The 19,057-nt window shown below is 72.4% G+C and carries 16 protein-coding genes and 1 pseudogene; 9 read left to right on the top strand and 8 right to left on the bottom strand.

The features are described from left to right. Window positions 1-5: 5 nt before the first annotated feature. On the bottom strand, window positions 6-2,411 hold the full coding sequence (locus ACIRR9_RS38630; protein WP_403762067.1) for a SpoIIE family protein phosphatase: 2,406 nt from the start codon (window positions 2,409-2,411) through the stop codon (window positions 6-8). A gap of 224 nt (window positions 2,412-2,635) precedes the next feature. Between ACIRR9_RS38630 and ACIRR9_RS38625 the strand changes: the two genes are divergently transcribed. From ACIRR9_RS38625 to ACIRR9_RS38615, 3 genes and pseudogenes are all read left to right on the top strand, one after another. Next, on the top strand, window positions 2,636-3,796 hold the full coding sequence (locus ACIRR9_RS38625) for an NAD(+)/NADH kinase (RefSeq protein WP_403762237.1): 1,161 nt from the start codon (window positions 2,636-2,638) through the stop codon (window positions 3,794-3,796). Beyond that, a pseudogene (locus ACIRR9_RS38620) lies at window positions 3,793-4,080 on the top strand (phosphotriesterase-related protein); the annotation flags it as partial. The gene ACIRR9_RS38625 and the pseudogene ACIRR9_RS38620, both read left to right, overlap by 4 nt. 82 nt (window positions 4,081-4,162) lie before the next feature. Then, window positions 4,163-4,921: a hypothetical protein gene (locus ACIRR9_RS38615; RefSeq protein ID WP_403762064.1), complete on the top strand. Its 759-nt coding sequence runs from the start codon at window positions 4,163-4,165 to the stop codon at window positions 4,919-4,921. 13 nt (window positions 4,922-4,934) lie between these two features. Here the strand turns inward: ACIRR9_RS38615 and ACIRR9_RS38610 are convergent, their stop codons facing one another. The 3 genes from ACIRR9_RS38610 to ACIRR9_RS38600 all read right to left on the bottom strand — a co-directional run bounded on the left by ACIRR9_RS38610 (window position 4,935) and on the right by ACIRR9_RS38600 (window position 9,238). Continuing rightward, the gene (locus ACIRR9_RS38610; protein ID WP_403762061.1) at window positions 4,935-6,635 is read right to left on the bottom strand and encodes a hypothetical protein; all 1,701 of its coding nucleotides are present in this window, start codon (window positions 6,633-6,635) and stop codon (window positions 4,935-4,937) included. Between the two features lie 118 nt (window positions 6,636-6,753). Next, window positions 6,754-7,830 (bottom strand): substrate-binding domain-containing protein, encoded by a 1,077-nt coding sequence (locus tag ACIRR9_RS38605; protein ID WP_403762058.1) that lies wholly within the window; start codon window positions 7,828-7,830, stop codon window positions 6,754-6,756. Window positions 7,831-7,915: 85 nt separating this feature from the next. Further along, the gene (locus tag ACIRR9_RS38600; protein ID WP_403762055.1) at window positions 7,916-9,238 is read right to left on the bottom strand and encodes an RNA-guided endonuclease InsQ/TnpB family protein; all 1,323 of its coding nucleotides are present in this window, start codon (window positions 9,236-9,238) and stop codon (window positions 7,916-7,918) included. A 23-nt stretch (window positions 9,239-9,261) separates the two neighbouring features. Between ACIRR9_RS38600 and tnpA the strand changes: the two genes are divergently transcribed. The 3 genes from tnpA (at window position 9,262) to ACIRR9_RS38585 (ending at window position 11,493) form a co-directional block, all read left to right on the top strand. Further along, window positions 9,262-9,702: an IS200/IS605 family transposase gene (gene tnpA / locus ACIRR9_RS38595; RefSeq protein WP_403762052.1), complete on the top strand. Its 441-nt coding sequence runs from the start codon at window positions 9,262-9,264 to the stop codon at window positions 9,700-9,702. Between the two features lie 54 nt (window positions 9,703-9,756). Next, window positions 9,757-10,215 carry a MarR family winged helix-turn-helix transcriptional regulator gene (locus ACIRR9_RS38590; protein ID WP_403762049.1) on the top strand — a complete coding sequence of 153 codons (459 nt, stop codon included), beginning with the start codon at window positions 9,757-9,759 and terminating at the stop codon, window positions 10,213-10,215. 207 nt (window positions 10,216-10,422) lie between these two features. Continuing rightward, window positions 10,423-11,493, top strand: coding sequence for a formylglycine-generating enzyme family protein (locus ACIRR9_RS38585; RefSeq protein ID WP_403762046.1), 1,071 nt, complete (start codon window positions 10,423-10,425; stop codon window positions 11,491-11,493). A 243-nt stretch (window positions 11,494-11,736) separates the two neighbouring features. Here ACIRR9_RS38585 and ACIRR9_RS38580 read toward each other — a convergent pair whose 3' ends face one another. Further along, window positions 11,737-13,128, bottom strand: a complete 1,392-nt coding sequence (locus tag ACIRR9_RS38580) for a hypothetical protein (protein WP_403762044.1) — start codon at window positions 13,126-13,128, stop codon at window positions 11,737-11,739. A gap of 113 nt (window positions 13,129-13,241) precedes the next feature. Between ACIRR9_RS38580 and ACIRR9_RS38575 the strand changes: the two genes are divergently transcribed. Then, window positions 13,242-14,480 carry a molybdopterin-dependent oxidoreductase gene (locus ACIRR9_RS38575; RefSeq protein ID WP_403762041.1) on the top strand — a complete coding sequence of 413 codons (1,239 nt, stop codon included), beginning with the start codon at window positions 13,242-13,244 and terminating at the stop codon, window positions 14,478-14,480. 313 nt (window positions 14,481-14,793) lie between these two features. Here ACIRR9_RS38575 and ACIRR9_RS38570 read toward each other — a convergent pair whose 3' ends face one another. The 3 genes from ACIRR9_RS38570 to ACIRR9_RS38560 all read right to left on the bottom strand — a co-directional run bounded on the left by ACIRR9_RS38570 (window position 14,794) and on the right by ACIRR9_RS38560 (window position 17,039). Next, entirely contained in the window at window positions 14,794-15,537 is a 744-nt protein-coding gene (locus tag ACIRR9_RS38570) for a class I SAM-dependent methyltransferase (protein WP_403762038.1), read from the bottom strand. Then, window positions 15,534-16,169: a DUF2064 domain-containing protein gene (locus tag ACIRR9_RS38565; protein ID WP_403762035.1), complete on the bottom strand. Its 636-nt coding sequence runs from the start codon at window positions 16,167-16,169 to the stop codon at window positions 15,534-15,536. Before ACIRR9_RS38565 ends, ACIRR9_RS38570 begins: the two co-directional genes overlap by 4 nt. A gap of 126 nt (window positions 16,170-16,295) precedes the next feature. Next, a complete protein-coding gene (locus tag ACIRR9_RS38560; protein ID WP_403762032.1) occupies window positions 16,296-17,039 on the bottom strand; it encodes a glycosyltransferase family 2 protein in 744 nt (247 codons plus the stop codon). Window positions 17,040-17,208: 169 nt separating this feature from the next. Here ACIRR9_RS38560 and ACIRR9_RS38555 point away from each other — a divergent pair, with 169 nt between their 5' ends. Next, window positions 17,209-17,946: a response regulator transcription factor gene (locus tag ACIRR9_RS38555; RefSeq protein WP_403762029.1), complete on the top strand. Its 738-nt coding sequence runs from the start codon at window positions 17,209-17,211 to the stop codon at window positions 17,944-17,946. 1 nt (window position 17,947) lies between these two features. Then, window positions 17,948-19,057, top strand: coding sequence for a sensor histidine kinase KdpD (locus ACIRR9_RS38550; RefSeq protein WP_123972995.1), 1,110 nt, complete (start codon window positions 17,948-17,950; stop codon window positions 19,055-19,057).

Genomic DNA, 19,057 nt, shown 5'->3' with positions numbered 1-19,057 from the left:
CCCCCTCACTCCTCGCCGAGGATCTGCTCGGCCCACACCGTCTTGCCGGTGCCGGCGTGCCGGGTGCCCCAGCGCCGGGTGAGCCGGCCGACGAGCAGCAGCCCGCGTCCGCCCTCGTCGAAGGTGTGGGCCCGCCGCATGTGCGGGGCGGTGTTGCTGGAGTCGAAGACCTCGCTCGTGAGGGTGTGGTCGTCGTGGATGAGCCGGAGCCGGACGGGCGGGCGGCCGTAGCGGAACGCGTTGGTGACCAGCTCGCTGACGACCAGCTCGGTGACGAACGCGGCCTCCGCCAGCTTCCAGGCGGCCAGCTGCTCGGTGGCCAGCCTTCGTGCCTCGGCGACGGCGGCGAGGTCGAAGGGCAGCTCCCAGGTGGCCACCCGGTCGGCGTGCAGGGCCCGGGTGCGGGCGACGAGCAGGGCGATGTCGTCGTGGGGACGATGGGTGAGCATGGACGTCAGGACCCGGTCGCAGACGCTGTCCAGACTCTGGGCGGGGCGGGCGAGCGCGGCGAACATCTTGCCGAGGGCGTCGTCGATGCCGCGGCCGCCGGGTGCGAGCAGGCCGCTGGTGTAGAGGGCGATCAGGCTGCCCTCGGGGAGTTCCGTCTCGTACGACTCGAAGGGCATCCCGCCCAGGCCCAGCGGGGGTCCCGCCGGGACGTCGAGGAAGCGGACGGCGCCCGCGGTGACCACGGCCGGCGGCGGGTGGCCGGCCCGGGCCGCGGCCAGCCGCCGGGTGACGGGGTCGTACACGGCGTACAGACAGGTCGTGCCGACACCGTCGGCGGCCTCGTCGTCGACGGTGTCAGCGTCGTCAGCGGCACCGGCTTCCTCGGCGGCGAGGTGGTCGGAGAGGTCGTCGAGGTGGCTGAGGAGTTCGTCGGGCGGCAGGTCGACGTCGGCCAGGGTGCGGATCGCCGTACGGACCCGGCCCATGGTGGCCGCGGCCCTCGTGCCGTGGCCGACGACATCGCCGACGACGAGCGCGACCCGGGTACCGGACAGCGGGATCACGTCGAACCAGTCGCCGCCCGTCCCGTTCCGGCCGGCGGACGGCACACAGCGGGTGGCGATGTCCAGGGCCGCCTGCTCGGGCAGCCTCCGGGGGACCAGGCCGCGCTGGAGCGTCATCGTGGTGGTGTGCTGCCGTACGGCCTGCTCGGTGCCGTGGATGCTGGTGGCCGCCCGCGCCGCCAGCTGCTCGGCCAGCCACAGATCGTCCGCGTCGAACGGCTCGGCCCGCCGGGTCCGCCCGAAGAGGGCCACCCCGAAAGTGACACCGGCCGCCCGGAGCGGCACCGCCATCACCGAGTGCACCCCGCTCTCCCGGACCCAGGCGATCGCCCGCGGATCCTCCCGCGCCCAGCGGGTCACGGCCGCGTCACCGGCCGAGTACACCGCGCCCCGCCCCTCGGCCAGACTGCGGCCCGAAGGCGACCAGGGCGGGCAGTACAGCACATCGCCGGAGGGGTGGGGGAGCGGCGGTGTGCCCGGGGCCGACCGCAGGGCGGCCCGGCGGAAGACGAAGCCGCCGGGCCGGGGCGTGTCCAGCAGGTCCACGGTGCAGATGTCGGCGAAGGCGGGGACGGCGACGTCGGTCAGCTCCCGTGCGGTGCGCTGCACGTCCGAGGTGGTGCCGATGCGCACCCCGGCCTCGCTGAGCAGCAGCATCCGCTGCTGTACCAGCTGCTCGGACGGTTCGGAGCGGGCCGTCAGGGCCACCGCCCGCAACCGCCCGGCCGAGTCCGCCAGCGGAACGATCCGTACATGCCAGTCGTGCTCGGGTTCGGCCGGGTCCAGCCGGAGCCGGAGCTCCTGCGTCCCGCCGCCGCCCAGGGCCCGCCGCATCCCAAACTCGGCCTCGGCGCTGCCCTCGTACGGCGCGATGTCGGTCAGCCGCAGCCCGCGCATCGTCCCCTCGGCGAGGGACAGCGTGCGCTGCATTCCGGCGGTGGCCCGCACGAGCCGCAGCCCCTCGTCGAAGACGGCGGCGACCCAGGGGGACTGGCCGAAGGCCCATTCCCCCAGCGGCCGCTCGGTGGCCGACGGCATACCGGTCACGGCGGACACCACCTGCCACTCCCAGCCGCCCGGCCGGTCACCGGAGGGCCGGCGATGGACCAGCACATCGCGGTCCAGCCGGTGCCCGTCCCGGTGCCGCAACGCCGCGGTCCCGCTCCAGCGGCGCACCCCGGCCGCCTCCCGCCACGCGCCGCCCGCCGGCTCGGCGAGCAGCCGCGCGGCCCGCTGCCCCAGGATCTCGGCGGGCGCATAGCCCAGCAGCACCCTGGCCCCGTCGCTCCAGCCGGTCACCACGCCCCGCTCGTCCACCGTGACCGCGGCGGTGTGGGCTCCCTGCGGTACGACGTGGGTCTGCGCCCGCTTGCTGGGATAGGTGGGACTTCGTTCCATCGCCGCTCATCCTTCGCGGAGCCTGCACGGCCGGCACTCTCCCCAGGATGATCCCGGCCGGGACCGAGCACCAATCCGCTTGTCCTGCTCTGTCCGATCCTGCCCCATCCTGCCGTGCGCTGTCCCGCCTGCTGCCCGGGGCCGTGATCCCGCTCCGCCCGACAGATCCGCCGCGCCGTGACAGCGTGGATACAGCGGTCGGCCACGGTGTCCTGGAGGCGGAGATGACGGTGAACGGGCTCGGACTGGTGGTGCACGGCGGCAGGGCGGAGGCGGTGGACGCGGCCCGTGCGGTACGGGAGTGGGCCGCCGGGCGCGGGGTGCGGTGCACGGACATCGACGTATGGCACGACGGCGGACGGCACCACTCCGGGGAGGAGGTCGCGGCCGCAGGCGATCCCGACCTGATCGTCACCCTCGGCGGCGACGGCACCTTCCTGCGCGGCGCCCGGCTCGCCGCCCGCAGCGACGTGTTGGTCCTCGGCGTCGACCTGGGCCGGGTCGGCTTCCTGACCGAGGTGCCCGCCTGCTCGGTGCGCGAGGCGCTGGACGAGGTGCACGAGGGCCGGTTCAGCGTCGACAGCCGCCTGCTGCTCACCATGCGCGCCTCACGCCGCCTGGAGGTGCCGGCCGACATGGAGCGGCTGATGCAGTACGGCCGCGGGCCGCTGCTGCCACCGCCCCAGGTGCGCACGGACTGCGAGCGGGACCCCGACTGGGGCGTCCCCCTGCACATCACCGCGGTCAACGACGTCGTCCTGGAGAAGCTGTCCCGGGACCGTCAGGTGTCCGTCGGCGTGTACGTCGCCGGCCGGCTGCTCGCCTCCTACTCCGCCGACGCCCTGCTGGTGGCGACGCCCACCGGCTCCACCGCCTACAGCTTCGCCGCCGGCGGACCCGTCGTCTCGCCCTGCGCGGAGGCGCTCGTCTTCACGCCGGTCGCCCCGCACATGACGTTCAACCGCTCGGTCGTCACGGCCCCGGACGAGGCCGTCGGCCTGCGCGTCCTGGAGCGCTCGGGGCAGGCCGCGGTCAGCGTCGACGGGCAGGTGCGGGGCGTCGTCGAGCCGGGCGACTGGATCGGGGTGTACGCCGCCCCGAGCCGGCTGAAGGTGGTCCGGCTGGCGGCGATGGACTTCTACGGCCGTCTGCGCGAGCGCATGAACCTGACCGACGCCCCGGCCGCGGTCGCCGACGGTACGCCCCCGCCCCTGTGGTCGCTGACAGCGCCCCCGCCCGGCGACCTCGCCCACCTCTCCTTCCCGCTGCTCGCCGCCCAGCGCGCCCAGGCGGAAGAAGCGTGCGCCGACGGGAAAGACGGCGTCGCGCCCGCGCTGGAAGAGTCGGTCTTCCCACGTCATGCGCAGGAAGGCGAACATCCATGACCACCGGCCCCCAGGTCCAGACCGTCCGCGGCCCGGTACCGGCCGACGACCTCGGCACCGTACTGATGCACGAGCACGTCTTCGTGCTCAGCGAGGAGTTCCGGCAGAACCTCCCGGAGACCTGGGACGAACGGCAGCGCGTCGACGACGCCGTGACCCGGCTCAAGGCCCTGGCCGCGGCCGGCGTCACCACCCTCGTCGACGCCACCTGTATCGGCCTCGGCCGCAACGTCGCCCGCGTCGCCGAGGTCAACGAACAGGTCGACCTCAACATCATCGCGGCCACCGGCATCTCCACCGTCGCCGACGTCCCCGACCACTTCCGCTACCACGGTCCGGGCACCCTCCTCGGGCGGTGCCGAGGGCATGACCGAGCTGTTCGTCCGCGAACTCACCGAGGGCATCGCGGCCACCGGGATCCGGGCCGCGTTCCTGAAGTACGCGATCGAGGACCGGCTCACCCCGGGCGTGGAGCGGGTGCTGCGCGCGGTGGCCCAGGCCCATCTGCGCACCGGTGCCCCGATCACCGTGCACACCAACGCCGTCGCCCGTACCGGACCGGTGGCCCAGGACATCCTGCGCAGCGAGGGCGCGGACCTCGGCGCGGTGGTCGTCGGGCACAGCGGCGACACCGCCGACCTCGGCCATCTGCACGAACTCATCGACAACGGCTCGTACGTCGGCGCCGCTGCCGATCGGCTCCGGGTAGACGACCGTGAGGTGCCGCTCCAGTTCGGGCATGCGCAGGTACTCCCAAGTCGATGCCCGGGCCGCCGGAGTGCGCGATGCACACCGGGCCCGTGCCGTGCACGTGGTATCGCTGCACCAGGCAGTCGATCTCGACGGTGTGCGTTCCGGCGGTCAGGGGGTCGGCCAGGTGGTCGCTCAGGCGTGTGGTGCTCATGGGTGCTCCGAGTCCGGTGGGTTGCGATGACACCGGCAGGACGCGACGGGGAGGGGGAAGTTCGACCCGGCTCATATGAGGACGGTCACATGTGCGGCCTGCCGCGGCTGGACGCGGACGGCGACTGGAAGGGCCAGGCCGACCGCCAGATCAGGCTCCTGACGGACGGCCTGCAGACAGGAGCTCCGGCCCGCGCCGAAGGGCACGAGCCGGAGCTGTAGGGATCGAGAACGGTCAGTCCGCGGACCGTACCGTCGGCATGGCGAGCGCGACCGGCCCGCTCTTGCAGGAGTCGTGGCAGTCCTTCTCCAGGCTGCAGCACAGCGAGCAGATCGCCCCCGAGTGGAACGGGCAGCCCGCCACGTCCGGCCGCTCGAAGTCGGTCGCGCACACGGTGCAGGTCAGCACGGCCGCCGACGGCAGCCCGTCCGCGTCCAGCAGCGGCTCCGCGAGATCGTCGACGCGGGCGATGTAGTACTTCCCCTTGGTCAGCACCGCGAACAGCGGCGAGAGCACCATCGCCAGGAACAGCGCGATGAAGGGCGAGTACGCCTTGCCGTACTCCCCGAACGCGTTGAAGTACGCGGCGATCGAGACCGCCGACGCCATCAGCATCGAGCCGAACCCGACCGGGTTGAAGTTGTGCAGATGGGCGCGCTTGAACTCGATGTACGAAGGGCTCAGCCCCAGCGGCTTGTTGATGACCAGGTCGGCGACGACCGCGCCGATCCAGGCGATCGCCACGTTGGAGTAGAAGCCGAGCACGGTGTTCAGGAAGCCGAAGACGCCGCCCTCCATCAGGGCCAGCGCGATACCGACGTTGAGGAAGATGTAGACGACCCGGCCGGGGTGGCGGTGGGTCAGCCGGGAGAAGAAGTTCGACCAGGACAGCGAACCGGAGTACGCGTTGGTCGAGTTGATCTTTATCTGGGAGAGGATCACGAAGAACGTGGCGAGCCCCAGCGCGATGGGCGCGGCGAACGTCTTGAAGCCGGACACGTACTGCTGGATCGGCTCGTTGGCCTTGGCCAGGCCCACGCTGCCGGCGATGTAGAAGGCGAGGAAGGCGCCGCCGATCTGCTTGGCGGCACCGAGCACCACCCAGCCCGGACCGGCACTGAGCACCGCACCCCACCACTTCCGGCTGTTCTCCGGCGTCTTGTCCGGCATGAACCGCAGATAGTCGACCTGCTCACCGATCTGCGCGATCAGCGACAGCGCGACACCGGCGCCCGCACCGACCCCGAGCATGCTGATGCTCGGCCCGGTGGGGGAGTTGCCCGCGAAGTGCGTGAACCCCGAGAACCTGCCCGGCTCCTGGATCGCGATCGACACGAACGGCGCGACCATCAGCACCAGCCAGACCGGCTGTGTCCACACCTGCATCTTCGACAGCGCGGTCATGCCGTAGATGACCAGCGGCAGGATGATGAGGGAGCAGATCAGGTACCCGACGGCGAGCGGGATGTGCAGGCCGAGCTCCAGGGCCTGCGCCATGATCGAGCCTTCGAGGGCGAAGAAGATGAAGGTGAAGCTGGCGTAGATGACCGAGGTGAGCGTCGAACCGAGGTAGCCGAAGCCGGCACCCCGGGTCAACAGGTCCATGTCGATGGAGTACTTGGCCGAGTAGTACGAGATCGGGATGCCGGTGAGGAAGATGACCACCGCGGCCGTCAGGATCGCCACCATCGCGCTGGAGAAGCCGTTGGAGATGGCGATCGAGCCGCCGATCGCGAAGTCCGCGAGATAGGCGATGCCGCCCAGCGCGGTCGTGGCCACCACATACGGGGTCCAGCGGCGGAAGGACTTCGGCGCGTAGCGCAGCGAGTAGTCCTCCAGTGTGTCGTTCTTCGCCCAGTCGTTGTACGTCCGTTTGCTGTCCGTCAGTTCGTCCGCGGCCGCCTGTGGTGCCTCTTTGCCGACGATCTCCGTCACGGCTGTTACCTCTCTCGTCCCCGGGCGTTTGCAGGGAAGAGTCGCGGCACGCTGTTTCCCGGACGTTTCACTCGCTTTAAAAGACAAACCTTGATACTTCCCGCGGGAAGTAACGGGCTCACAGCTGGGCGACGATGTGGAAGTCGAACGCGTCCGCCCGTGCCAGGTACAGCCGTTGGGCGAGATGGTTGCCGTCGAGTCGTACGACGCCTCGCGGGCCCTCGTACGACACCGGGTCCCGCACCGCGCACATCGCCCGCACGTCCAGCGAGCGCGCCCGCTCGGCCAGGGCCGCCAGCAGCCGCACCCCTTCGAAGCACGACTCGCCCAGGCTTCCCACGACGGGCGCGTGCACACCGAACCGGGCCGCGTAGCGGGCGCCGAAGTCGAGGCTCTCGGGGGTCGCGAGGGTCTCGAAGAAGCCGGCCGTCGCCCAGAGCCCGTCGGTGGCCTCGGCGCCGGTGGCCAGCAGGATGTTCTCGTCCATGTGGGTGCTCAGCCTCAGGCACCGCTGGTGCAGCCCGTGCGCGGCGAACGCCCGGTTGAAGCGGGCCGCGTCCGCCCCGACCAGCAGCATCAGCACGGCGTCCGCCTCGCACCGCTCGATCCGGCGCAGCACCGGCCCGAACTCCTCCGTCCCCAGCGGCACGAACACCTGGTCCCGCACCCGGCCGCCGCAGTCCCGGGCGTACCCGCGGGCCGCGCGGGCGGTCACCCGCGGCCAGACGTAGTCGTTGCCCACCGTGCACCAGCGCCGCACCCCGGCCGACTCCGCCAGCAGCCGCATCGCGGGCAGCAGTTGGGCGGCGTCGGTCTCACCCGTCAGGAACACGCCGGGAGTCCGCTCGCCGCCCTCGTACTGCGCGGTGTAGACATACGGCACCCGGCCCGCGATCCCCGGCAGCAGCGCCTGCCGCACCGCCGAGGTGTGCCAGCCCACCACCCCGTCCACGGCGCCCGGCGCGACCAGGGCCTCGACCTCGGCGGCCACCCGCGCCGGCGGCGCCCCGCCGTCCACCGTGACCAGCCGCACCTCCCGGCCCAACACCCCGCCGACGGCGTTCAGTTCCTCCACGGCCAGCCGCGCGGCCGACTCACAGGACGGGCCGAGGACACCCGCCGGGCCCTGCAGGGGGACGACCAGAGCGAGAATCAGTGTCGTACTCAGGGGATCGCTCGGTGGCGCCGGACGCATCAGGTCGCCTCCGTGCGGGCTCGTTGCGGCTCGTATTCTGCGCGCACATTGAAGTGTTCTCCCGCTGGAGCCGGGAGATTCCCTCCTACCTCGCGGTGGCGGGCTTGACGCCTCGTGGGCGCCTGACGACTGCCCTCCCGGCAGCCGGGATGAGCGCGTGGCCCATCCGGTACAGGTGCAAGACGTTTCGGGCGGCGTTGTGGTCGGCGTTGCCCGACCATCCGCAGTCCGGGTTCTCGCACACGAACGTGGCCTGGTCCCTGCGGCTGCCGGGTGTGATGAAGCCGCAGGCGGAGCAGCGCAGCGAGGTGTTGGGTGCGGGGACCCTGTGCAGGGTCCCGCCGTGGCGGGCGGTCTTGTACGTCAGCATCGTCACGGTACGGCCCCACGCCTCCTGGCTGATGGAGCGGTTCAATCCGGACTTCTGCGCGACGTTCTTGCCCGGGGCGGTGATGGTGCCCTTGGCGGATTTGACCATGTTCGGGATGTCGAGTTTTTCCACCACGATCACGCCGTAGGTACGGGCGAGGCGGGTGGTGGTCTGGTGTTGCCAATCGGTGGCGCGGCGCGTGGCTGTTGCGCGTAGCCGCTTGATCTGGTTGTAGGTGATCTGGAGTCGGCGAGAGGTCTTCTCGCCGCGCTTGCGGAAGCTCTTGCGGTAGGCGGCGCGCCGCTCCAGGCGGAGCAGCCTGGCCTTCTCGTCCGGGTTGAGCCACTTGTCTCGGTCGGATGTGCTGTCGGGGAGCCGCGATGGGCGGCCGTGGTCGTGGTGGTTGCCGTCGGACAGGGCGAGCGGGATGTTGATTCCGATGTCGATGCCGACCTCGGGGCCGGGGTGCGGCCCGGCTGCGGCGTCGAGGGTCTGTACGCGGAAGGCGATGTGCCAGCCGAGGGCGTCCTTGACGAGCCGCGCCCCGGTGATCCGGTTGTCGTTGCCGGCGTGCTTGCCGACCGGGAGATCCTTGGTCCAGCGGAAGCGGATCCGGCCGACCTTGGGGATGTTGACCATGCCCCAGCGGCGGTGCACACGCTTGATCTGCAGATCACGCCCCTGCGGGACGTCCACCGACATCACCGTGCGCAAGCGGGCCTTGAAGTTCGGTTCGTCAGCCCGGCCTTCCCAGCAGCTCTTCCAGGCCTGGTGGTACGTCTTCAGCACTGCCTGGGCGGCCTGGGCGGGCAGGACACCGAACCAGTCGATCTCCTTGCGGGCCTGCCGGATCGCCTCGTCCGCAGCCTTGAGGAACCGGCGGCACTTCGGCGTCATCGTCCAGAAGTCGTGCAGGAGATTCCACGTCGCTCGTGCGGCGTGGGCCTGGGCGTCGACAAGCCGGACCTGTGCAGGCGTCAGCGTCAGACGGGCGCGGTGCCCGAACTGCCGCTTCTCCTGTGCACGTTCCGTAGTCACGCGAGCACGATATCATTTGGTCTATGTCGCCGCGCTGGAATCCAAATGCCGATGTGCGCACCGGGCGTCACGTCGTGTGCAACCTTCATGTTCACTTGGTGTTTCTCACTAAATATCGGCGCGGAGCAATGACCGGTGAGATGCTGACGCGCTGCGAACAGATCATGCGAGAGGTCTGCGAGGACTTCGAGGCCGAGCTGCAGCAGTTCAACGGCGAAGAGGATCATGTCCACCTGCTCGTGCACTACCCGCCCAAGGTCCAGCTCTCCAAGTTGGTCAACTCCCTCAAAGGTGTCTCCGCTCGGCTCCTGCGCAAGGAGTACGACGCCCACGTCCGCCGGTACCTGTGGGGCGGGCACTTCTGGTCCGGGTCCTACTTCGCCGGAAGCTGTGGCGGGTCACCTCTGACCGTCGTGCGCCAGTACATCGAGAACCAGCGGCGCCTCGTGTGGCGTCCGTCGTGAAGGATGGGGCACTGCGGAAGATCAGAAGGTAGACCTACCGGAAGGACACCGGCAATGCCGTCCGTACCCTCCTCGCCGGACCTCGCCCACCTCCTCAGCCATGCCGAGCGGCGCATCGTGCAGCGGCTGTCCGCGGTGCTTGCCGAGGAGGACTGCACGGTCGAGGAATGGCGTGTCCTGTCGATCGTCGGGGACAGCCAGGGGCGCCCGATGTCCGAGATCGCCGACCATGCGCTGATGCCGGCGCCCAGCCTGACCAAGCTGGTCGACCGGATGGTCGCCGACAACCTGGTCCACCGCCGCCCCGACCCCCACGACCGCCGCCGCGTCCTGCTCTACCTCACCGCACGCGGCGACGACCTCCACCGGCGTGCCGCCCACCGCGTCGCGGCCGACCAGGCCCGACTGCTCGACGCGGTCGACGACGACGGGGCGCTGGCGCGGCTGCTGTCCCGGCTCACGGTCGCGGCCGACGCCCCGAGCGGCTCCGTGCGGAGCGGCACCCGCGGCTGAGCTTCCCGCTGCCGGTCACGGCAGGTGACCTCCCTGTTGTCGGTGGTGTCCGACAATGCGAGCCCTGGTGGCGATACTGTCGACCCGATGCCACTCACAGGCTGCCCCAAGGTATCTGTTACGCACAAAGTGTCGACAGGTCATGGGAGTTGATGGACCATCAGCCGTGCGCAGGGACGCGCGCTGTCATCACCCTCAGGAGTCGTCATGAACGCGACTGCCCCAGGTACCCGCAGAAGTGTCAACAGAAGGACCCTCCTCGCCTTACTCGCCCTCACGGGCGCGGGGGCCCTCGCCAGGCCGCCCCGAGCCGCGGCCGCGACCACCGCCACCACAGTGGCCACCGCCGTCACCGACACCACTGTCACCACCGTCGCCGGTCAGGAACTGGCCCTGGTCGGTGCCAACCCCGACTTCGTCTTCGCCACGAACCTCGCCGGAACCGTCGGCTCCGGCGAGGCCTCGCCCGTCGACGCGGCCTACTGGCTCGGTGTCTACGAGGTCACCAACGCCCAGTACCTCGACTTCGCCGACGACACCGGCGAGGAGACGCCCTCCTACTGGGACAACGGCACCTACCCCGAAGGCGAGGCCGACCATCCCGTACTGCAGGTCTCCCTCGACTCGGCCACCGCCTACTGCGCCTGGCTCACCGAGCAGGCAGGCAACGGCGGCCAGACCTTCCGGCTGCCCACCGAGGCCGAGTGGGAGAACGCAGCCTCGGGACCCGACGCCCTCACCTACCCCTGGGGCGACACGGCCGGCACCTCCTACTCCGACCTCGTCCTGATCAGCAACTACAACTACAACGCCGTCTGCGCGGCCTACGAACTCGCCGAGCACGGCTCCGACCTGGCCACCTACACCGCGACCGGCTCCGACGAGTACGGCGAGAGCTATCCGATCTCCGAGATCCTCTCCATCGGCGCCACCGGAACCGTCGCCGGCTGGAACGTCACCGCCGGCCGCACCGGCTTCATCTACACCGACGTCTACGACGCCCTCACCGCCACCGGCGGCTACACCACCCCCGTCACCACCTATTCGGGCGGGGCCAGCGCCGACGGCGTGCTCGACCTCTGCGGCAACTGCTGGGAGTGGACCACCTCCGTCATCACGGCCACCCACGGCGGCGAGATGAACACCCAGGTCAACGCCATCCGCGGCGGCTCCTGGTACGCCAACCTGAACAGCTGCACGGCCATCTACCGAGGGGAGGGCCGCGACCCGTCCGGAGGCTATCCGACCGTGGGCTTCCGGGTGGCCGCCACCGCGTGACCGGTCGGCCATGTGACCCGTCGAGGGCCCCCCCCCGGGGGCGGGCCCGGGGCCCCCCCCGGGGCCCCCCCAGGGGTGGCCCCCCCCGCCCCCCCCGCCCCTGCCGGGGGGCCCCCCCGCCGGGGGGGGGGGGCCCCCCCCCGGGTGGGGGCGTCCGGGGGCGGGGGGGCGGGGCGCCGCCCCCCCCCTGGTGGGGGGGGCCTTGCCCCCCCCGGCCCCCCCCCGCACGGGGCGCTCGACGGGTCACCAGCCGGTGAACAGCAGATGGTTCAGCAGCAGCGCCAGCAGCGCCTGTCCGGTGAGCCAGACGCGCGGCCGGGGCAGGAACGCACAGGCCGGGAGCAGCCACATCGCGAACGGCAGCCAGATGCGTTCCGTCTCCGCCTTGCTCATCCCGGACAGGTCGGCGATCAGCAGCGCGAGCAGGGTGACCGCCACGAGGAACGCGAGACGCGTCCGAGCGGAGGAGACGGAGGAGACGGAGGAGGTGGAAGGGGTGACGGAGGCCGAAGGAGACTTACGGCGGTGGATCAGCGTCGCGCCCGTCCGCCGCAGCCCCGCCACCGTCGCCGGGCCGGTGATCAGCACCGTGCAGGCCAGGTTGGCCCACACCCAGTAGCCGTACGGTCGGGTGCCGCCGACGCCCTGGTAGTAGCGGGTGACCAGCAGCCGGTACCCCTCCCACCAGTCGAACCCGGCGAGCGTGAAGGCGACGGGGACGACCGCGGCCCCGGCCACCAGCAACAGGGCGAGGACGACCGGCCGCTCGCGGACCCGGCGCCGGCCGAGCACCAGCACCGCCGCCCCGATCAGCGCGAAGAGCGTCAGGCCGTACGACAGATAGCAGGTCAGCCCGTACAGCAGTCCGGCGCCCGCCGCCCACCCCACGCCCCGCCCGGTCACCGCGAGCGCCAGCAGCGCGACCGCCCAGGCGGCGACCGCCGCGAAGTACCCGTCGGCCGAGGCGCCCACCCAGACCGCGGCCGGGGCGAGCGCCAGGAAGGGCGCGGCCCGCCGGGCGAGCCGCTCGTCGGCCAGCGCCCGCACCGCGACCAGCACGGCGACACAGGCCGTGGACCCGACGGTGATGCACCAGGCGCCCGCCCAGCCCCCGCCGCGCAGTCCGATCCGGTCCAGCAGGACGAAGGTGAGCGTGGCCGCCGGAGGGTGTCCGGCGATGTGGGCGGGCCAGGGGGCCGGGGTGCCGCTGACGATGTGGTGGGTGAAGTCGCGCAGGGTCGCGGGGATGTCGTGGAAGCGGCCGATGACCGTGAGGTACTCGTTGGGGCTGGTGAGCCGGCCGGCCACGCCCCGCTGCCAGCCGTCGACCAGCGCCAGCGACCACGTCCAGGCCAGACAGGTGCCCCAGGCCGCGGCGAGCAGGCCGCGCCAGGGCAGCCGTACGGCGAGACCCGGCCCGTATGCCACCACGGCGGCCGCGACCAGCAGCGCGGCCGGGGTGCCCGGGCCCACATGCGGGTCCCAGTCGGCGAAGACCGGCGGCCAGTGCACGAACAGGGTGCGGTAGGTGTCCTGGATGTGCCGGCCGACCAGCACCGCGACGAGCACGAACAGGGCGGCGGCGAGGACGGCGAGCAGATCGGCGGAGCGGTCACGAAGGGGAGTGCGGGTCACACCGGAACGCTAGGTCGGCGACCGGGCGAGAGGGGGGATCAACGGGCTGACGTCAGACTTTCGTCATGGGTTGCGCACCCTTTCCCGGGGTTTCCCCGGCCTACGGTCGAAGCATGCGAGACGACGACCCACGGCTTCCCACCTCACCCGGCTTCTGGCGGAGCCCGCTGCGCGGCACCTGGTTCACCTCGGTGCTCGGCCTCGTGCTGCTCGTCGGCATCACCGTGCTGTTCGTGACGGGACTGCTGTCGTACGCCGCCTACAACCCGGACCTGGCGCCGGTGAACGACCAGACCCCGGACAAGGGCATTCTCGGCTTCTATCTGTTCTCCTGGCCGACGAACCCCTACTGGCTCTACCGGGTCACCCAGGGACTGCACGTCACCCTCGGTATCGCCCTGATCCCGGTGCTGCTCGCCAAGCTGTGGTCGGTGGTGCCGAAGCTGTTCACGCTGCCTCCGGCCCGGTCGCTCGCGCACGCGCTGGAGCGGATCTCGCTGCTGTTGCTGGTCGGCGGCGGCCTGTTCGAGTTCACCACCGGCGTCCTCAACGTCCAGCTCGACTACCTCTTCCCCGGCTCCTTCTACCCGCTGCACTTCTACGGCGCCTGGGTGTTCTTCGCCGCGTTCCTGGCACATGCGGCGCTGAAGACACCGGCGGCCGTCCGGGCCGTCCGTCGACGACGCGGAGACGAGGGCCAGTTGGAGGCGCCGCGGCCGGACACGCCGACCGTGTCCCGGCGCGGGGCGCTGTGGTTCGTCGGCGGCGCCTCCCTGCTGCTGCTCGTGACGACCGCCGGGCAGAGCATCGGGGGCGCCCTGCGCCGCACCGCGCTGCTCGCACCGCACGGCGGAGCCGACCCGGGCAGCGGGCCGAACGGCTTCCAGATCAACAAGACGGCCGGCTACGCGGGGATCGACGCGAAGGAGACCGGGGAGGAGGCATGGCGGCTCGTCGTCACGGGACGGGACGGCCGGACGGTCCGGCTCACCCGCACCGAACTCCTCCGACTGCCCCAGTACAGCGCCGCGTTGCCCATCGCCTGCGTCGAGGGCTGGTCGACCGCCGACCAGTGGTGGCGCGGGGTGCGGCTGCGGGACCTGGCCGCGCTCGTCGGCTACGACGGCGACCCACCGGACGTGTTCGTGGAGTCCCTCCAGCGGCACGGAGCCTTCCGCCGCGCCGCCCTGCGCGCCAACCAGGTCGCCGACCCGCGCTCCCTGCTCGCCCTGCAGGTCAACGGCGAGGACCTGTCCCCCGACCACGGTTACCCCGCCCGCGTGATCGTGCCCGCCGCGCCCGGTGTGCTCAACACCAAGTGGGTGGCCCGGATGACCTTCGGAGACCTGTGATGCGACCCCGCCTCGTCGTCGGCAGCCCCTTCCAGATCCTGCTCCTGGCCTGCTCGTTCGCGCTCGCCGCCTACGCCGGCGTACGGCTGCTGTCCGGGGACTGGCTCGGCGTGGCGCTGTGGGTGGTGGGGGCGGCGCTGCTGCACGACCTCGTGCTGCTGCCGCTGTACGCGCTGGCCGACCGGGCGATGGTACGGGGGCTGGGCGCCGCCGGGCGTCGGCAGTGGGCGATGTACGTCCGGGTTCCGGCCGCACTCTCCGCCCTGCTCCTCCTCGTGTGGTTCCCGCTGATCAGCGGGATGGTGGACGAGCGCTACCGGTCGGCCACCGGCCAGTCCACGGACGGCTTCCTGGCCCGCTGGCTGCTGATCACCGCCGTACTCTTCGGCGGCTCGGCGCTGCTGCTGGCACGGCGGCTGCGCAGGGCGACGAAGCGGCGCCCGCCGGCCGTCCACTGACCTTCCTGCTCCCAGCCCCGCGCGTACCGCAGCAGCGCCGGGGTGCCGAGCCGCGCCCAGAGAAAGGGCGCACCGACCGCGTCATGGGCGTCGGTGAGGTGGACGTCGGCGCGTTCGTCGACGTCCACCGGAGCGGCTTCGGCGATCAGCAGGCCACCGGGCACGAGGAGTTGTGCCACCCGGTCGAGCAGTGCGCCCGGGTCGCCGCCGATGCCGACGTTGCCGTCCATGAGCAGCACGGTGCCCCAGCGGCCCTGGCCGGGCAGCGGCTCGAACACCGAGCGGCGCAGGGCCTGCCCGCCGAGCCGCACGGCGTGGTCGACGGCGGCCGCGCTGACGTCGATACCGAGGACGGTACGGCCGCGGGCGGCGAGCTCCGCGACCAGCCGCCCGGGGCCGCAGCCGACGTCGAGGACCGCGCCCTCGCAACGGTCCAGGACCTCACGGTCGACCGGGTCCGCCCGTGCGCACCAGCGCTCCACGTCCAGGGGCAGCAGCCAGCCGTCGGTGCGGCGCAGGAACAGCGGGCCGCGCCCGGCGTGCAGGGCGGCGGCGTAGGGGTCGGCACCGGTCCAGGCGACGGCCGGCGAGGTGGTCATCGGCGGCCCGTTCCGCTCTGTGCCGTCCGTGCCGTGCACTGGGCCAGCCGGGCGGCGAACCGGCCGTCCGGGACGAGGGCGGCGACGGCGGCGGCGTCCGCCGCGGTGTCGACGTCCCGCAACCGCGGCAGATCGCACACGCGCAGCCCGGCCGCGACCAGCCGCCGCCGCTGGACGGCCCCGGTCTCCGGCACGGACATCGGCACGCCGCGCAGCAGCGCGGGGTGCGGGTCGGCGAGGCCCAGGGCCCAGAAGCCACCGTCCTCGGCGGGGCCGAACCAGGCGTCGCAGCCAGCGAAGTCCACGGTGAGCAGTGCCGGGGTGACCTGGGGGGTGTCCATGCCGATGAGGAGGGCGGGGCCGGTACAGCGGGCGAAGGCGTCGGCGAGACGTTCGTCCAGCCCGCCCGCGCACTGCGGCACGACGTCGAAGCCGGGCGGCAGCCAGGGGCCGGGCCGGCCGTCGAGCACGAGCACCCGGCGCGTGGCCGGTGTCGCGGCGACGGCGCGAAGGGTGTCGGCGAGCGACGCCTCGGCGAGGGCGGCGGCCTGCTCGGGGGAGAACGGCGGGGTGAGCCGCGTCTTGACCCTGCCGGGGCGGGGCTCCTTGGCGATGACGAGGAGGGTGGTCATGGGGGTTCCTTGGCTGGTGCGGGTGAGTGGGGGCCGGGGCGGGGGGTTTCGCTTACCGGCGCTGGCCGGGTGCCGTTGAGCTGGAAAGGCACTGCGGCTGCAGCGCCCCTTCAGGGGCGCGGGGCCCTATCGATTTGCGGCTCCGCCGCGCGGGCGCGACCAGCCCCCACCGGCCCGCACCCGGGGTGGTTCCCGCAGCACCCGGCTCATGTCCCGCACCGCCTGCCACGTGCCGCGCCAGGTCCCGGTGACCTTCGACGCACCCGTACGCGGCAGATACGCCACGTCGTGCTCGGCGATGCGCCAGCCCGCGTCGGCGGCCCGCACCACCATCTGCAACGGATAGCCGCTGCGCCGGTCGTCGAGGTCCAGCGAGAGCAACCGCTCCCGGCGCGCCGCCCGCAGCGGCCCCAGGTCGTGCAGCCGCAGCCCGGTCCGGCGCCGCAGCATCCGCGACAGCGCGAGATTCCCGGCGCGGGCGTGCGCGGGCCAGGCGCCCCGCCCCTGCGGCCGCCGTCGGCCCAGCACCAAGTCCGCCTCCCCGTCGGAGACTTCCCGCACGAAGGGCACGAGGAGCCCCGGATCCAGGGACGCGTCGCAGTCGCAGAAGCAGACGATGTCGGCGCTCGCCGCGGTCAGCCCCGCATGGCACGCCGCGCCGAAGCCGCGCCGCGCCTCGTGGACGACGGTCGCACCGAGCGCCCGGGCGATGTCCGCCGAGCCGTCGGTGGAGCCGTTGTCGACCACGAGGGCCCGCCAGCCCGCCGGGATCCGGGCGAGCACCCAGGGCAGGGCCTCGGCCTCGTTCAGACAGGGGAGTACGACGTCCACGTCCGTCGCCGGCGAGGATGAGGATGGTGAGGTGGTCACGGTCTCACCCTACGAACGTGAACCGGGCATATCGGGCGTCGGCTCCTTACGAAACGCGGACGTCGGCGCCCGGGTCCCGCCGCCCCCGTTTCTTACGAAACACGGACGTCGCACCCGGTGCCCGCCCTCGCGCGCGACATCCGCGACGGCCCGGTGCGAGGGTGGAGGCATGCAGCAGCCGTACGAGCTCACCGAGGACCGGGCCACCGCCGGTGCCGCCCGGGTCCTGGTCGTCGACGACGATCCGACCGTCGCCGAGGTCGTCGCCGGGTATCTCGACCGTGCCGGTTACCTCGTCGACCACGCCGACGACGGACCCACCGCCCTGATCCGCGCCGCCGCCCACTGGCCGGACCTGGTCGTGCTCGACCTGATGCTGCCCGGCATGGACGGCCTGGAGGTCTGCCGGCGGCTGCGCGGCCGCGCCCCCGTCCCGGTCATCATGCTCACCGCGCGCGGTGACGAGGACGACCGCATCCTGGGCCTGGAGGTCGGCGCCGACGACTACGTCACCAAGCCCTTCAGCCCCCGTGAACTGGTCCTGCGGGTGGAGTCGGTGCTGCGCCGCAGCCGCCCCGCGCCCGCCGCGAACTCCCTGTCCACCGCCGGGCTCACCCTCGACCCGGGCGCCCGCCGCGCCACCCGGAACGGCACCGAACTCGCCCTCACCCTGCGTGAGTTCGACCTTCTCGCCTTCTTCCTGCGGCACCCGGGGCAGGCCTACAGCAGGGAGGACCTGATGCGCGAGGTGTGGGGCTGGGACTTCGGTGACGTGTCCACCGTCACCGTCCATGTCCGCCGGCTGCGCGCCAAGGTCGAGGCCGATCCGGCCCGGCCGCGCCTGATCCAGACGGTGTGGGGCGTCGGCTACCGCTTCGAACCCGAGGGCCGCGAGGAGGTGGACTGACATGCGCGACACCCTGCTGATCGCCCTGTACGCCCTGGCCGGCGCCGCCGCCACCGGTCTCGCCGGTGCGGCCGCGCTCCGCCTGCTGCGGCGCCGGCCGCTGACCGCGTCCATCGCGGTGGTCGCCGCCGTCGGCGTGGTCGCGATGCTCGCCGGCACCCTGGCCGTCGCCTGGGCGATGTTCCTGTCGTCGCACGACCTGTCGGTGGTGACGACGGTCGTCGCGATGGCGGCCGTGGTCTCACTGGTGACCGCGCTGATACTGGGCCGCTGGGTCGCCGCCCGCAGCCGTGAACTCGCCCTCGCGGCACGCTCGTTCGGCGAACAGGGCGACTTCGCGGCGCCCGCCGTCCCGGCCACCGCCGAACTGGCCGAGGTGAGCCGCGAGCTGGCGGCCACCAGCGCGAAGCTCGCCGAGTCCCGGGAGCGGGAACGCGCGCTGGAGACCTCGCGGCGGGAGCTGGTCGCCTGGATCTCGCACGACCTGCGCACCCCGCTGGCCGGGCTGCGCGCCATGTCGGAGGCGCTGGAGGACGGCGTCGCCACCGACCCCGACCGCTATCTGAAGCAGATCCGCACCGAGGTCGAGCGGCTCAACGACATGGTCGGCGACCTCTTCGAACTCTCCCGCATCCACGCCGGGACGCTCGCGCTGAGCACGAGCCGGATGTCGCTGTACGACCTCGTCGGCGACGCCCTCGCGGGCGCGGACCCGCTCGCGCGCGAGCACGGCGTACGGCTGGTCGGTGACCGGGTGGAGCCGGTGCCGGTCGAGGTGGACGGCAGGGAGATGAGCCGGGTGCTGGGCAATCTGCTGGTGAACGCCATCCGCCGGACGCCCCCGGACGGCACGGTCGCGGTCGCCGCCGAACGCGGCCCCGAGGGTGTCGTCCTGTCCGTCACGGACGGCTGCGGCGGCATTCCCGAGGAGGACCTGCCCCGCGTCTTCGACACCGGGTGGCGCGGCAGCCACGCGCGCACCCCGCCCGCCGGAGCCGGACTCGGCCTCGCCATCGTGCGCGGGATCGTGGAGGCCCACCAGGGGCGGGCCTCCGTGCACAACATCCCGGGCGGCTGCCGATTCGAGGTCACGCTGCCGACGGCGCCCTAG

Origin of the sequence: Streptomyces sp. NPDC101234, assembly GCF_044767525.1 — a bacterium.
Lineage (GTDB): Bacteria > Actinomycetota > Actinomycetes > Streptomycetales > Streptomycetaceae > Streptomyces > Streptomyces sasae.
Note: the sequence above shows the minus strand (reverse complement) of the source record. Positions and strands in the feature narration are given on the sequence as shown.